This is a genomic window from Blautia pseudococcoides, from assembly GCF_001689125.2.
Classification (GTDB): domain Bacteria; phylum Bacillota; class Clostridia; order Lachnospirales; family Lachnospiraceae; genus Blautia; species Blautia pseudococcoides.
In genome coordinates this window covers 3,379,976-3,393,162 of the sequence record NZ_CP015405.2, presented here as the reverse complement: position 1 = coordinate 3,393,162, position 13,187 = coordinate 3,379,976, and the positions used below count along the sequence as shown (strand labels likewise).

Below are 13,187 nucleotides of genomic sequence, written 5' to 3'. Positions count from 1 at the left end.
CTGCTGCACAAAGTTAAGAAAAGAGAAGTCTGCGGAGGACTGCCGCAGGCTCTTTTTTGGCTATACCCCCCCTGGCACCGCTGGCGGTTCCGGCAGGAGGCTCCCATATTCTGTATATCTGCGGTCAAACAGCTTCTGTATGGCATGGAACGGATACAGAACGGTGAGCTGGATTTCACCATGGAGCGGAAAAAGCAGGATGAATTCGGCATGATCATTGACAGTTTTAATTACATGCTTGTGCGCATCAAGGAACTGCTTCATACGGTTCAGAGACAGCGGAACAATTACTACAAGCTGGAGATGCTGGCACTCAAATCAAAATTGAATCCCCATTTTCTCTATAATGTGTTTGATATGATCTACTGGAAGATGGTCTTAAAAAATGAGTATGAGATTGCCGATGTGGTGGCAACCCTTGCTGACATTCTGCGGTACTGTGTAAACCATAAAAAGGAATTTGTCACAGTGCAGGAGGATATGAGATACTTGTCATCCTACCTGTCGTTCCAAAGACTTTTGCTGAATGAAAAACTGCAGTATGAGATCCGCATACCGGATGAGCTGTCAGAGTGTGAGATGCCCAAGCTGCTGATCCAGCCTTTGGTGGAAAATGCTATTAAGTAAGGGATGAATGAACAGGAGGGACAGCTTCATGTGAATCTCAGGCAAGAGGGGGAATACCTGATCTTCGAAGTCTGGGACAATGGAAAAGGGATGCCCGCAGAAACCAGCAGACGTCTTTTGGAGGAGGATGCCGGGGATCAGGGCGGATTTGGAGTGCGCCTTGTGAAGGCCATGGTAAAAAGTACATATGGGGAGGAGTGCGGCGTATCCATTTACAGCAGAGAGGGATGGGGGACGAAAGTTACCGTACGGATTCTCAGAGATGTGCCGGTGCCGGAATATATCAGATAAAGTTTGTCTTTCCATGAAAGAGGTGATAAGATAAATAGGAAAAAAATAATAACCGGTAGGAGAACATCATGAGAAAACTGCTAATTTATATGAAAGACTATAAAAAAGAGTCTGTTCTGGCACCGCTGTTCAAGCTTCTGGAAGCATCCTTTGAACTGCTGGTGCCTCTTGTCATGGCCCGGATCATTGACCGGGGGATCGGAAACGGGGACAGGCATTATGTGACCGCCATGTGCCTGCTGATGGTGAGCCTTGGTATTATCGGGCTTGTCTGCTCTGCGACGGCACAGTATTTTGCGGCAAAGGCCGCGGTGGGATTTTCCACAAAACTGCGGCACGTATTGTTTTCCCATATCCAGGGACTATCCTTTACGGAAATGGATACCATGGGAACCTCCACGCTGATCACCAGAATGACAAGTGATATCAATCAGGTGCAGAACGGGGTCAATATGGTGCTGCGCCTGTTTCTGCGCTCCCCCTGTATTGTGTTCGGCGCAATGATAATGGCGTTTACCATTGACGTGAAAGCCGCGCTTATCTTTGTGGTGACTATTCCTCTGCTCTCTGTGGTAGTTTTTGGGATCATGCTGATCACCATCCCTCTGTATAAGAAGACCCAGGCCGCCTTAGACAGGGTGCTTGGGATCACCAGGGAAAATCTCACCGGAGTCAGAGTCATCCGTGCATTCAATAAGGAAGAGGAAGAGAAGGAACGCTTTCAAAAGAGTAATGATACCCTCACAGCCATGCAGAAACATGTGGGGAAAATCTCAGGTCTTATGAATCCCATGACCTACGTGCTCATCAACGGCGCTCTGGTAGTGCTTCTGTGGACAGGAGCTATACGGGTGGATACGGGATATATCACACAGGGACAGCTCATTGCCCTGGTGAATTATATGTCCCAGATCCTGGTGGAGCTGATCAAGCTGGCAAACCTGATCATCACTATCACCAAAGCCCTGGCCTGTGCAAACCGCGTGGAGAGTGTTTTGGAAATACAGTCCAGTATGCAGGACGGAGGCAGGAAATCCCCGGCAGAGACAAAAGAGAGCTGCGCAGCCGTAGAATTCTGCCATGTGGGGCTTACATATAAAAATGCAGGAGATGAATCTCTGACGGATATTAACTTTAAGGCCGGGAAGGGACAGACCATAGGTATCATAGGAGGCACCGGCTCCGGAAAATCTTCCCTGGTGCATTTGATCCCCAGGTTTTATGATGTCACGGCAGGAGAAGTCCGGGTGAACGGAGTGGATGTGAGAAATTATCCCATCCACGAGCTCCGCCAGAAGGTGGGCATGGTCCTGCAGAAGGCATCGCTGTTTAAAGGAACCATACGGGAGAACCTTCTATGGGGAAACCGGGGGGCGTCTGATGAGGAGCTGTGGCGTGTACTGGAAATATCCCAGGCAAAGGAGTTTGTGGAGAAAAAGGAGGACGGCCTGGACACAGAGGTGGTGCAGGGAGGAAAAAACCTTTCCGGAGGACAAAAACAGCGCCTTACCATTGCCAGGGCTTTAGTGAAAAACCCGGAGATCCTGATCCTGGACGACAGTGCGTCAGCCCTTGACTTTGCCACAGATGCCAGACTGCGCCGGGCTATAGGGAACCTGAAGGACAAGATGACGGTATTTATTGTATCCCAGAGAGCCTCCTCTGTCATGTACTCAGATTTGATCCTGGTGATGGAGGACGGTCATCTGGCAGGGGCGGGCAGCCACGGGGAGCTTTTGAAGACCTGCACCGTGTACAGGGAAATTTATGAATCACAGTTTGAGCGCAGAGAGGAGGAGGCATAAGATGGACAGGAAAAAATCAGCACAGAGGGAAACACTCCGGAAGGTACTCAAATATGTGCGGCATTATTGGCCGTTTTTGATCCTGTCTATTGGGGCGGCGGCAGTGACGGTGGTCCTGACTCTGTATGTGCCCATCCTGACAGGTGAGGCCATTGATTATATTGTAGAAAAGGGAAAGGTTGATTTTGTCTATGTGCTGCACACACTGCAGAAAATCGGCATTGTGATCCTGTTTACAGCCCTGGCCCAGTGGATCATGAATGTGAGCAACAATAAGATCGCCTACCACACGGTTCAGGATGTGCGGAACCAGGCATTTCGGAAAATACAGATACTTCCGCTGAAATACATGGATGACCATTCCTACGGCGAGGTGGTAAGCCGTGTGATCGCAGATGTGGACCAGTTCTCAGACGGGCTGCTGATGGGATTCACCCAGCTTTTCACAGGGGTGATCACCATTCTGGGGACTCTGCTTTTTATGCTCACCAGAGATGTGGGGATCACGCTGGTGGTGGTGCTGATCACACCGCTCTCCCTCTTTGTGGCAAACTTTATTGCCAAGAGGACATTTACCATGTTCAGGCAGCAGTCAGAGGCCCGCGGGGAGCAGACTGCCCTTGTGGAGGAAATGATCGGAGGCCAGAAAGTGGTCCAGGCATTTAATTATGAGGAGGAAGCCCTGGAGCATTTTGACGAGATCAACAAACGGCTGGCAGACTGTTCCCTGAAAGCTATCTTCTTCTCCTCCCTGACAAATCCCTGTACCCGTTTTGTCAACAGTCTTGTGTATGCAGGGGTTGGTTTGGTGGGGGCGCTGTCTGTCATAAGCGGCGGCATAACAGTGGGACAGCTCTCTTGTTTCCTGAGTTATGCCAACCAGTACACCAAGCCCTTTAATGAGATTTCAGGTGTGGTGACAGAGCTTCAGAATGCGCTGGCCTGTGCTTCCCGTATCTTCGCGCTCATAGAGGAAACGCCTCAGATACCGGAGCCGGAGGATGTAAAGACTCTGGAACATACAGACGGAAAAGTGGATCTGGAGCATGTATACTTCTCCTATTCACCGGAGGCAAAACTGGTGCAGGATTTCAATCTGCATGTGCAGCCCGGACAGAGAGTAGCCATCGTAGGCCCCACAGGCTGCGGGAAAACCACGATCATAAACCTGCTCATGCGTTTTTACGATGTGGACAGGGGCAGTATCCGGGTCAGCAGCCGGGATATCCGCAGTGTTACCAGAAAAAGCCTGCGGGGTGCCTATGGGATGGTGCTGCAGGATACCTGGCTCCGAACAGGTACAATCCGGGATAATATTATTATGGGAAAACCGGATGCCTCGGAGGAGGAGATCAAGGCGGCGGCCAGGGCTTCCCATGCACACAGTTTTATCAAGCGCCTGCCAAAGGGATATGATACGGTGATCACAGAGGACGGCGGCCTGTCCCAGGGACAGAAACAACTTCTGTGTATCACCAGGGTTATGCTCTGCCTTCCGCCTATGCTGATCTTGGATGAGGCCACATCTTCCATTGATACCAGGACCGAGATGCATATTCAGGAGGCATTTGCAAAAATGATGCAGGGCAGGACCAGTTTTATTGTGGCTCACCGCCTGTCCACCATACGGGAGGCGGATGTGATCCTTGTAATGGATAACGGAAACATTGTGGAGCAGGGGGATCATAAGTCACTGCTTGAAAAAAACGGATTTTACGCCAAATTGTACAACAGCCAGTTTTTGTCCGGACAGGATACGGCTGCGGTTACAGAATAAAAGAAACGGGCCGGGAGAAATCGTAACATTCTCCCGGCCCGATATGTATATACGCTGCCTCTCACAGTTACAGGCAAAAATCCATGCATGATCGCCTTTTGTAATGGGATTTTTGCTTGACCGCGGAACACTTTCTTACGGTCAGCGCAGTGAATGCGCAGACCTAATGAATCCTTACGCTTTTCTTTCAGTTTGCTGCCGATTCGCGGAATACAAGGGTGTATTCTTTATCACTGTCCTGGGTCACAGGGACCAGCAGTTCCTGGATCAGGCGCCGGGCCTGTTCATTTGCCGTTGTCAGCAGATCGCTGTCAGCGGCATTTTTCTCCGCGTCTTCCTTGGCTGCCTGCAGGGCAGTTACGGTATCCTCTTTGTTCTGGGGATTGAACAGTGCTATTTTTTCATCGTAAAACTCCAGGCTGTCCGGGTCAATATTGATGTCCTGGATCACGGCTTCCGGAAGGGTCACGGTGATGGTTTCGCCGGATACGTCCACCTGGGCTTTGGAAAGGTCAATGCCTGCCTTGATATGGGCATCGTAGATCATGGTAAAGCCTTTCTGGGTGATAAAACGGATCTCACCGGCCTCGTAACGGATCAATCCTCTGTATTCCAATCGGGCGGTAGCCAGGTCACTTGCCTGGGTTAAACGGGCAGTGATAGCGGAGACGGAGATGTCTGCCTTTTGATATTTGCGCCCCTCCCAGTATCTTCCCAGAAATACGCCGAAAATGACCAGGATCAGGACGCAGACTACGCCGATCATCTTTGCTATTTTATTTTTCATTTATACCTCCGTGTTTTAGAATGGTAACGGTCCGGTACCTTTACAGTATGCTGTATGCTTAGGTTTTGTACAGTAGCATCCTTTGCGCAGCATCTTTTGGAGAAGGTATTCCCGGACGGGAATCCGCGGACAGTGGCCAGCAGTTACCATTGCGGGCTTCTTTCTACATTATACGTCTTTTTCCGACATTTGAAAAGAAAAACATGTTTTTAATATAATACTATTGACAAAAGTATATTATATAGCATATAGTATTAAATATAAAATAGTATTGTAGAAAATATAATATTATATAAATCCTAAGTGTCCCGGAGTTCTATTATTTCATGCCGGGAGGCAGCCGCGGCAGTACAGGCGGCATATACGGAGAAAAGGAAGTGAGAATATGGTTTTTAATACAGGCGCCGCGCTGCTGGACGCAATTGTACTGGCGGTGGTCTCCAAGGAGGCAGACGGCACATATGGGTATAAGATCACCCAGGATGTCCGGCAGGTTTTGGAGGTATCCGAATCCACACTGTATCCGGTACTCAGAAGGCTTCAGAAGGATGAATGCCTGGAGACCTACGATCAGGAGTACGGGGGCAGGAACCGAAGATATTATAAGCTGACAGAGAGAGGTATGGCACAGCTGAATCTTTATAAGACAGAGTGGAAAAACTATTCCACAAAGATTTCCAGATTGTTCGAGGGAGGGATACCAAAATGAAACGAAAGGAATTTTTAGCGCAGCTGGAACGGCTGCTTTGGGATATTCCGGTGCAGGAGAGAGAGGAGGCACTGGATTTCTACAACAGTTACTTTGACGATGCAGGGGAAGAAAATGAATCCTCTGTTATACAGGAATTGGGAAGTCCGGGCAAGGTGGCTGCCATCATCAAGGCAGACCTGGGTGAGAACCGGAAGGACTACGGAGAATACACAGAGACCGGATACAGCGACGGGATATTTGATGACAGGAATATGCCGGAGCGGGCAGGTGCGGATAAGAAAGAGCAAAGTACCGGCAGCGGGGAACAGACACAGCGGGATGGCAGTGCATATGATGGCCGGAGAAGTTATGGCAGCCAGAATGGATCCAGCGGTCAGGAAAGCACGGAAGGGAGCAGCAGCCAGGACGGTACAGGACAGTATGGAAGCGGCGGTAAGGGATATGACGGCCCTTACAGCAGAAGCGGTTACGGTACAGGGAAAACCCATAGGAACAGAAGCGGAATCATGTGGGGCATCATTATTGTATTTGTAATGTTCGCTGTTCCGGTAGTGGGCGGGATCGGCCTTGGTATCCTCGGTATACCTTTTGGCCTGCTGGCAGGTGTGGCCGGTATTATCGCAGCAGTTATGTTCAGCGGGGTAGCTCTGCTGGGCAGCGGCATTGCCATGGTGGTTTACGCACTGATCCATATGCTGGGAAATCCGGCGGCAGCACTGGCTATTTCCGGAGCGGGAATCATCATGTCCGCTGTTGGTATCCTGCTGGTCATGGTATTTATATTGTTTTTAGCAAAAGTGGTGCCTGCAGTGTTCCGCTGGGTTGTTGATTTGATTCAGAGAATCGTTCATAGAGGAATGAGGGGAGGTGACCGTTCATGAAGAAATTTACAAAATTTTGTTTGATCACAGCATTGGTTCTGGTAATTGTAGGCGGTGCCCTGTTTTTAGCTGGGATCATCATGGGCGCTACCTGGGGCGGTGTGTCTGCGGCTGTGGAAAACAGTATGGACTGGGAGCCTTTTAGAAACTGGGTACGTCATGACAATGATTATGAGTTTTCAGAGTCTGTAGATGACATAAAGGAAACATTGAACGGGAAAGCGGTTAAGGAATATGAATTTGACGCAGACCAGGTCTTGGATTTGGATGTGGAGACAAAATACACATATGTTTCTGTAGTGCGTTCCTCCGCCAGCGATAAAATTCGTGTCAAGGTTTATTCCAATAAAGATAAGGTAGTGTTTGATGAGGATGACGGTCAGCTCTCCATAGAAAGGTCCTACAGAAAGCGCTCTATTGAAAAATACCCTATTGAGATAGAGATTCCAAAGAACAAGAAATTTGTTGACGCGGAATTCCAAATCGGGGCTGGAATACTGGAAGTGCAGGACCTGGAGGCAGAGAATCTGACCATGTATGTAGGCGCAGGAACTGTGGAGACCAGTGGAAGCATCAGGGCAAATGAGGCGGAACTGGGTGTAGGCATGGGTACCATGGATATTCATTTTATAGAATTTACTACAGGGTATGTGAACTGCGGAATGGGAACCGTAACCGCAACGCTGGCCGGAAAACGTCAGGATTACGGCACGGATATAGACTGCGGATTAGGCGCTGTAAATGTGGGAAGTGAGTCCCACAGCGGTATCAGCTCATTGAGGACAGGTGACAGCAATGCACCAAAATATATGGAGATAGAATGCGGAATGGGCACTGTGGATATATTATTTGAGAATGGAGATTGAACAGTTACAGCGGGGATTGATACCGTTGATCAGTAACAGGAATTGTAAATCAGAAAAATTGTTTCAGATGAAAGGAGAATCATTATGTCTGATAAGAGATTGTATAGGTCATCTACAAATTATATGCTGGCAGGTGTGTGCGGAGGGATTGCGGAATACTTCAATATCGACCCAACACTGGTGAGGCTTGCATGGGTGATACTTTCCTGCTTTGGGATGGTATGGACTGGAATTGTGGCGTATATTATTGCCGCAATTATCATTCCGAAATAGGGAAGGAGATGAGCGGCAAGAATCGTGTATTATTGCCGCAATTATCATTCCGAAATAGGGAAGGGAGATGAGCGGCAAGAATCGTGTATTATTGACGCAATAAGGATCTCAAAGATTGTTAATAGGGAAGACCGCGGCTGCAGTGGGGGACACTGGGCCGCGGTCTTTGGTGTGATGTGTGCTTATGAATGTGTGTGTGTTTAGTAAGTGAATAGCTGGGTCCAATAATTGGTACCGGAGGCGTTCTGGTGGTAGCCTACACCGATCTTGGTAAAGTTTTTATTGAGAATGTTGGCTCTGTGGCCTTCACTGTTCATCCAGCCGTTCATAACCTGCTCCGGGGTTTTCTGGCCCCATGCAATGTTTTCTCCGGAACCGCGGTAGGTGACACCCTGCTGGGTCAGTGCGGTGCTGAAGGAACTTCCGTCAGGACGTGTGTGGGAGAAGGATTTCTCAATCTCTTTAGCTCTGACCTGGGCGGCAGCCTGGATGGATGTGTCGGCTGTCACTGGTGAGAGGCCGGCTTTGGCGCGTTCCTGATTTACAAGGTTTACTACCTGCTTTACAAAATCAGCGTTCTCTGTGTCATTGTCCGGAACACTGGGATTTCCCGGCTGGTTGTTGTCCGGGGTGTCCGGATTTTCCGGGAGACTGCCGTCCGGAGTGCCCGGATTTTCAGGCTGGTTGTCATCCGGAGTGTCCGGGTTCTCAGGCTGGTTGTCATCCGGAGTGTCCGGGTTTTCAGGCTGGTTATCATCCGGAGTGTCCGGGTTCTCAGGCTGGTTATCATCCGGAGTGTCCGGGTTTTCAGGCTGGTTGTCATCCGGAGTGTCCGGGTTCTCAGGCTGGTTATCATCCGGAGTGTCCGGGTTCTCAGGCTGGTTGTCGTCCGGAGTGTCCGGGTTCTCAGGCTGGTTGTCGCCCGGGGTGTCTGGGTTTCCGGGCTGTCCTATGCCTGGGAGTTCCGGGCAGAGAGATTCCAGCCAGCCGGGAATGGAGCAGTCAATGCCCATACTCTCCAGCTTCTGTTTTAATTCATCCAGATTGGAAATGTTTCCGGCTACAATAATACCTTTGCCCTGCAGATTCTGTTTTACATCCTCAATGGAAGCAGCCTGTACACGAGCGGGAGCCATTCCCATGGCGCTCACCACAGCCAGTGCCAGAAATCCCGGTAATATTTTGTGTTTCATAAAGACCTCCTTATTTGTTACGAAAATGTTATGTAGTTGTTACAAAGTGAATAATAACACGATTGGGACAGGAAAGAAACAGGGAACAACTGGAATTGGAGTACAGCAGAATATTTTTGATATATGTTTAAAAAGAAAAGAACAGGTCATACTTGAAAGAGACTTTAATTATTTATGAAGGAGTGTGACTTTTCATGAGCAAGAAAAACAATGAGAAGATTGACTTAAATAAGATTCCCCGGGAGGAAATGCTGAAATATGAAATAGCAGAGGAACTGGGACTGCTTGACCAGGTTTTGGAATCAGGATGGAAAAGCTTATCAGCCAAGGAGACAGGGCGAATCGGCGGGATCATGACAAGAAGAAAACGGGAAAGCAAGAAGGCAGAGAATACATCCGCAAACAGATAAAAGGTCTTGACTGAACCTGTGGAGAATGGTAACATAAATGTGTATAATTCCATAAAACGATCAAGTGCATCCGCACTGGCCGCACAGTGCTGGTGAAAAGGGAATCAGGTGCAAGTCCTGAGCGATGCGGTCACTGTAAATGGAGAGCAATGCCAAAGTGCCATTGCATGAAAGTGTGAGAAGGCGGCTGAGCGATGAACCATAAGCCAGGAAACCTGCTTGAGAGCAGTAGGGTGAGAACTTCCGTGCAAAGTTTAGAACCTGAATCTCTATAAGAGATTCTTATTATGGAATGCCGAAAGGCCGAAACCTGAATTTATAGAATTATGCAGCAGATTAAACGGCAGGGATCCCTCTGATCCTTATGCCTCGTGTATCCGCACCCTTTTATTATAGAAGGAACCCGTAACAACCCGGCAGGTCTGTGCATTCCTTACGCTGATCTTCAGAAGAAATTCAGCAGCCGGACAAACATCCCATATCCAAAGGGATACTACTGAATGGTTACGGAACGGGGAGAGGATCAGAGGGGTAATATCCCTTGCAAAGTGAGTAATAAGTCCGCAGAAACGGGCTTATTTTTGTGTTTTCACAATTTATTCACTTGACAAACCAGGATAATGTGATTATGATGGGACGTATGAAAAGGTGATGAGAAAGAGGAGTACATCCTGGATTCTGACAGAGAGAACGATCCACCGGCTGCAAGGTCGTTTCAGGGGAATGGATGGAAGGTAGCTTTTGAACCGGAGGGCTGAACTGTGTGGTTTGTAAAGGATGAATCAGGAGTAGGCCTTCACGCGTAGTCTGCGTTAACGGACATGAGTGAGAAAAAAAGGTGGTACCGCGGAATATTTCGCCCTTTACAGTGCAGTCTGTAAAGGGCGTTTTTTAATTAAGGAGGAGATTATGAGCAAGGAGCTTGCCAAGACTTATGACCCCAAGGGTCTGGAAGACAGAATTTATCAGAAGTGGCTGGACAACAAATATTTCCATGCCCAAGTGAACAGAGACAAAAAACCATTTACCATTGTGATGCCCCCGCCCAATGTAACAGGCCAGCTTCATATGGGACATGCGCTGGATGAGACTATGCAGGATATCCTGATCCGCTTCAAGAGAATGCAGGGCTACGAAGCACTGTGGCAGCCGGGCACAGACCATGCAGCCATAGCAACAGAAGTCAAGGTTATTGAAAAGCTGAAATCACAGGGCATTGATAAAAATGAGATTGGCAGAGAAGAATTTCTGAAGCACGCCTGGAAGTGGAAAGAGGAATACGGCGGAAAGATCATTAACCAGTTAAAGAAACTGGGCGCATCTGCTGACTGGGACAGAGAACGTTTTACCATGGATGAGGGATGTTCCGAGGCAGTGCAGGAAGTTTTCATTAAATTATACGAAAAAGGATATATCTACAAAGGTTCCCGCATTATCAACTGGTGTCCGGTATGCCAGACGTCCATCTCAGATGCAGAGGTAGAACATGAGGACCAGGACGGATTTTTCTGGCATATTAATTACCCTATCGTGGGAGAGGAAGGCCGTTTTGTAGAGATCGCAACCACGCGCCCCGAGACCCTTCTGGGAGATACGGCTGTTGCAGTCAATCCTGAAGATGACAGATACAAAGACCTGATTGGGAAAATGCTGAAGCTGCCTCTGACAGACAGGGAAATCCCGGTTGTGGCAGACGAATATGTTGATAAAGAATTCGGTACCGGGTGCGTAAAGATCACACCGGCCCACGACCCCAATGACTTTGAAGTGGGAAAACGCCACAGCCTGCCGGAGATCACCGTCATGAACGATGATGCCACCATCAATGAGCTGGGAGGCAAATATGCGGGTATGGACCGCTATGAGGCCAGAAAGGCTATGGTCAAAGACCTGGAGGAACAGGGACTTCTGGTGAAAGTAGTGCCACATGCCCACAGCGTCGGCACCCATGACCGCTGTCACACCACCGTGGAGCCAATGATCAAGCCCCAGTGGTTTGTAAGGATGAAAGAGATGGGGGAGGCTGCCATTCAGACTTTGGAAGACAAAAGCCTGCAGTTTGTTCCGGACCGTTTTGATAAGATCTATATGCACTGGCTGGAGAATATCCGTGATTGGTGTATTTCCCGCCAGCTCTGGTGGGGCCACAGGATTCCCGCCTATTACTGCGACAAATGCGGGGAGGTAGCGGTTGCCAGGGAGATGCCAAAGGTTTGCCCGAAATGCGGCTGTGATCATCTGACCCAGGATGAGGACACCCTGGATACCTGGTTTTCCTCCGCGCTCTGGCCTTTCTCCACATTGGGATGGCCAGAGAAAACAGAGGAGATGGAATATTTCTATCCCACAGATGTGCTGGTAACAGGATATGACATTATTTTCTTCTGGGTTATCCGTATGGTATTCTCAGGATTGGAGCAGACTGGCAGGACACCCTTCCACCATGTGTTGATTCACGGTCTGGTTCGTGATTCCCAGGGCCGTAAGATGAGCAAATCCCTGGGGAATGGAATTGACCCTCTGGAAGTCATCGACAAATACGGTGCGGATGCACTGCGTCTTACCCTCATGACAGGAAACGCGCCTGGAAATGATATGCGTTTCTACTGGGAGAGAGTGGAGGCAAGCCGCAACTTTGCCAACAAAGTATGGAATGCATCCCGTTTCATTATGATGAACCTGGAAAAAGCGGAGGTTCCGGCAGAGATTGATATAAGCACCCTGACAAGTGCAGATAAGTGGATCCTCTCCAAAGTGAATACTCTGGCAGCAGAAGTCACGGAGAATCTGGACAAATACGAGCTGGGCATTGCAGTTCAGAAAGTATATGACTTCATCTGGGAAGAGTTCTGTGACTGGTATATCGAAATGGTAAAACCAAGGCTTTACAATGATGAGGACAACACCAAGGCAGCAGCACTCTGGACGCTGAAAACTGTTTTGGGCAATGCGCTGAAGCTCCTTCATCCTTATATGCCGTTTATCACGGAGGAAATCTTCTGCACCCTGCATCCGGAGGAGGAATCCATCATGACCGCCTCCTGGCCGGTGGAAAAACAGGAGTGGAGTTTCAAAGAGGATGAGCGCGCAGTGGAGATCATCAAGGAGGCTGTAAGAAGCATCCGTAATGTGCGTACAGATATGAATGTACCACCAAGCAAAAAGGCTAAAGTATTCGTGGTCTCAGAGGAGGAAGGAATCCGTCAGGTATTTGACAACGGAAAGGTATTCTTCGCAACTCTGGGATATGCCAGTGAAGTGACCATTCAGGCTGACAAAACAGGGATTGCGGACGACGCGGTCTCCGCAGTGACTTCAAAGGCTTTGATCTACATGCCCTTTGCGGAACTGGTGGATATAGAGAAGGAGATTGAGCGCCTGAACAAAGAAGCTGAGCGTTTGAACAAGGAGCTTGCCCGTGTAAACGGCATGCTTAAAAACCAGCGGTTCCTGAGCAAAGCGCCTGAGAGCAAGGTAGCTGAGGAGAAGGCCAAACTTGAGAAATATACAAATATGATGGAACAGGTAAAGGAAAGGCTTGCACAGCTTGGCAGATAACTGCGCA

At 48.9% G+C, this 13,187-nt stretch carries 12 protein-coding genes, 1 riboswitch and 1 other annotated feature; of the genes, 10 read left to right on the top strand and 2 right to left on the bottom strand.

The genetic code is table 11. The features are described from left to right. The 4 genes from A4V09_RS16185 to A4V09_RS16170 all read left to right on the top strand — a co-directional run bounded on the left by A4V09_RS16185 (nt 1) and on the right by A4V09_RS16170 (nt 4,500). Complete coding sequence (locus A4V09_RS16185) at nt 1-627, top strand: sensor histidine kinase (RefSeq protein ID WP_330396582.1); 627 nt, start codon at nt 1-3, stop codon at nt 625-627. Between the two features lie 3 nt (nt 628-630). Beyond that, nucleotides 631-918 carry a sensor histidine kinase gene (locus tag A4V09_RS16180; RefSeq protein WP_065543252.1) on the top strand — a complete coding sequence of 96 codons (288 nt, stop codon included), beginning with the start codon at nt 631-633 and terminating at the stop codon, nt 916-918. A gap of 68 nt (nt 919-986) precedes the next feature. After that, entirely contained in the window at nt 987-2,723 is a 1,737-nt protein-coding gene (locus tag A4V09_RS16175; RefSeq protein ID WP_065543251.1) for an ABC transporter ATP-binding protein, read from the top strand. Nucleotide 2,724: 1 nt separating this feature from the next. Continuing rightward, the gene (locus A4V09_RS16170; protein WP_065543250.1) at nt 2,725-4,500 is read left to right on the top strand and encodes an ABC transporter ATP-binding protein; all 1,776 of its coding nucleotides are present in this window, start codon (nt 2,725-2,727) and stop codon (nt 4,498-4,500) included. Between the two features lie 187 nt (nt 4,501-4,687). Here the strand turns inward: A4V09_RS16170 and A4V09_RS16165 are convergent, their stop codons facing one another. Next, on the bottom strand, nt 4,688-5,287 hold the full coding sequence (locus A4V09_RS16165) for a DUF4230 domain-containing protein (RefSeq protein WP_198168548.1): 600 nt from the start codon (nt 5,285-5,287) through the stop codon (nt 4,688-4,690). Nucleotides 5,288-5,672: 385 nt separating this feature from the next. Here A4V09_RS16165 and A4V09_RS16160 point away from each other — a divergent pair, with 385 nt between their 5' ends. The 4 genes from A4V09_RS16160 to A4V09_RS16145 all read left to right on the top strand — a co-directional run bounded on the left by A4V09_RS16160 (nt 5,673) and on the right by A4V09_RS16145 (nt 8,019). Continuing rightward, nucleotides 5,673-5,996, top strand: coding sequence for a PadR family transcriptional regulator (locus A4V09_RS16160; protein ID WP_033139211.1), 324 nt, complete (start codon nt 5,673-5,675; stop codon nt 5,994-5,996). Next, nucleotides 5,993-6,880, top strand: coding sequence for a DUF1700 domain-containing protein (locus A4V09_RS16155; RefSeq protein WP_065543249.1), 888 nt, complete (start codon nt 5,993-5,995; stop codon nt 6,878-6,880). The genes A4V09_RS16160 and A4V09_RS16155 overlap by 4 nt, the downstream gene beginning before the upstream one ends. Further along, nucleotides 6,877-7,746, top strand: coding sequence for a DUF4097 family beta strand repeat-containing protein (locus A4V09_RS16150; RefSeq protein ID WP_065543248.1), 870 nt, complete (start codon nt 6,877-6,879; stop codon nt 7,744-7,746). The genes A4V09_RS16155 and A4V09_RS16150 overlap by 4 nt, the downstream gene beginning before the upstream one ends. Before the next feature lie 84 nt (nt 7,747-7,830). Beyond that, entirely contained in the window at nt 7,831-8,019 is a 189-nt protein-coding gene (locus A4V09_RS16145) for a PspC domain-containing protein (protein WP_065543247.1), read from the top strand. A 200-nt stretch (nt 8,020-8,219) separates the two neighbouring features. On the opposite strand, the gene A4V09_RS16140 is transcribed toward A4V09_RS16145, so the two are convergent. Then, complete coding sequence (locus A4V09_RS16140; protein WP_065543246.1) at nt 8,220-9,212, bottom strand: CAP domain-containing protein; 993 nt, start codon at nt 9,210-9,212, stop codon at nt 8,220-8,222. A gap of 194 nt (nt 9,213-9,406) precedes the next feature. Between A4V09_RS16140 and A4V09_RS16135 the strand changes: the two genes are divergently transcribed. Together A4V09_RS16135 and A4V09_RS16130 are read left to right on the top strand one after the other, a co-directional pair. Continuing rightward, entirely contained in the window at nt 9,407-9,622 is a 216-nt protein-coding gene (locus tag A4V09_RS16135; protein WP_065543245.1) for an alpha/beta-type small acid-soluble spore protein, read from the top strand. A 45-nt stretch (nt 9,623-9,667) separates the two neighbouring features. Then, a riboswitch (cobalamin riboswitch) is annotated at nt 9,668-9,859 on the top strand. Nucleotides 9,860-10,264: 405 nt separating this feature from the next. Then, nucleotides 10,265-10,489: a binding site (T-box leader), on the top strand. A gap of 42 nt (nt 10,490-10,531) precedes the next feature. Then, the gene (locus tag A4V09_RS16130; protein WP_065543244.1) at nt 10,532-13,180 is read left to right on the top strand and encodes a valine--tRNA ligase; all 2,649 of its coding nucleotides are present in this window, start codon (nt 10,532-10,534) and stop codon (nt 13,178-13,180) included. Nucleotides 13,181-13,187 lie beyond the last annotated feature (7 nt).

Bases quoted from the DNA above. Each gene is read 5' to 3' on its own strand.
- A4V09_RS16175 (WP_065543251.1), top strand. From the start codon at position 987: ATGAGAAAACTGCTAATTTATATGAAAGACTATAAAAAAGAGTCTGTT.
- A4V09_RS16140 (WP_065543246.1), bottom strand. From the start codon at position 9,212: ATGAAACACAAAATATTACCGGGATTTCTGGCACTGGCTGTGGTGAGC.
- A4V09_RS16180 (WP_065543252.1), top strand. From the start codon at position 631: ATGAATGAACAGGAGGGACAGCTTCATGTGAATCTCAGGCAAGAGGGG.
- A4V09_RS16165 (WP_198168548.1), bottom strand. From the start codon at position 5,287: ATGAAAAATAAAATAGCAAAGATGATCGGCGTAGTCTGCGTCCTGATC.
- A4V09_RS16155 (WP_065543249.1), top strand. From the start codon at position 5,993: ATGAAACGAAAGGAATTTTTAGCGCAGCTGGAACGGCTGCTTTGGGAT.
- A4V09_RS16135 (WP_065543245.1), top strand. From the start codon at position 9,407: ATGAGCAAGAAAAACAATGAGAAGATTGACTTAAATAAGATTCCCCGG.
- A4V09_RS16170 (WP_065543250.1), top strand. From the start codon at position 2,725: ATGGACAGGAAAAAATCAGCACAGAGGGAAACACTCCGGAAGGTACTC.
- A4V09_RS16145 (WP_065543247.1), top strand. From the start codon at position 7,831: ATGTCTGATAAGAGATTGTATAGGTCATCTACAAATTATATGCTGGCA.
- A4V09_RS16160 (WP_033139211.1), top strand. From the start codon at position 5,673: ATGGTTTTTAATACAGGCGCCGCGCTGCTGGACGCAATTGTACTGGCG.
- A4V09_RS16150 (WP_065543248.1), top strand. From the start codon at position 6,877: ATGAAGAAATTTACAAAATTTTGTTTGATCACAGCATTGGTTCTGGTA.
- A4V09_RS16130 (WP_065543244.1), top strand. From the start codon at position 10,532: ATGAGCAAGGAGCTTGCCAAGACTTATGACCCCAAGGGTCTGGAAGAC.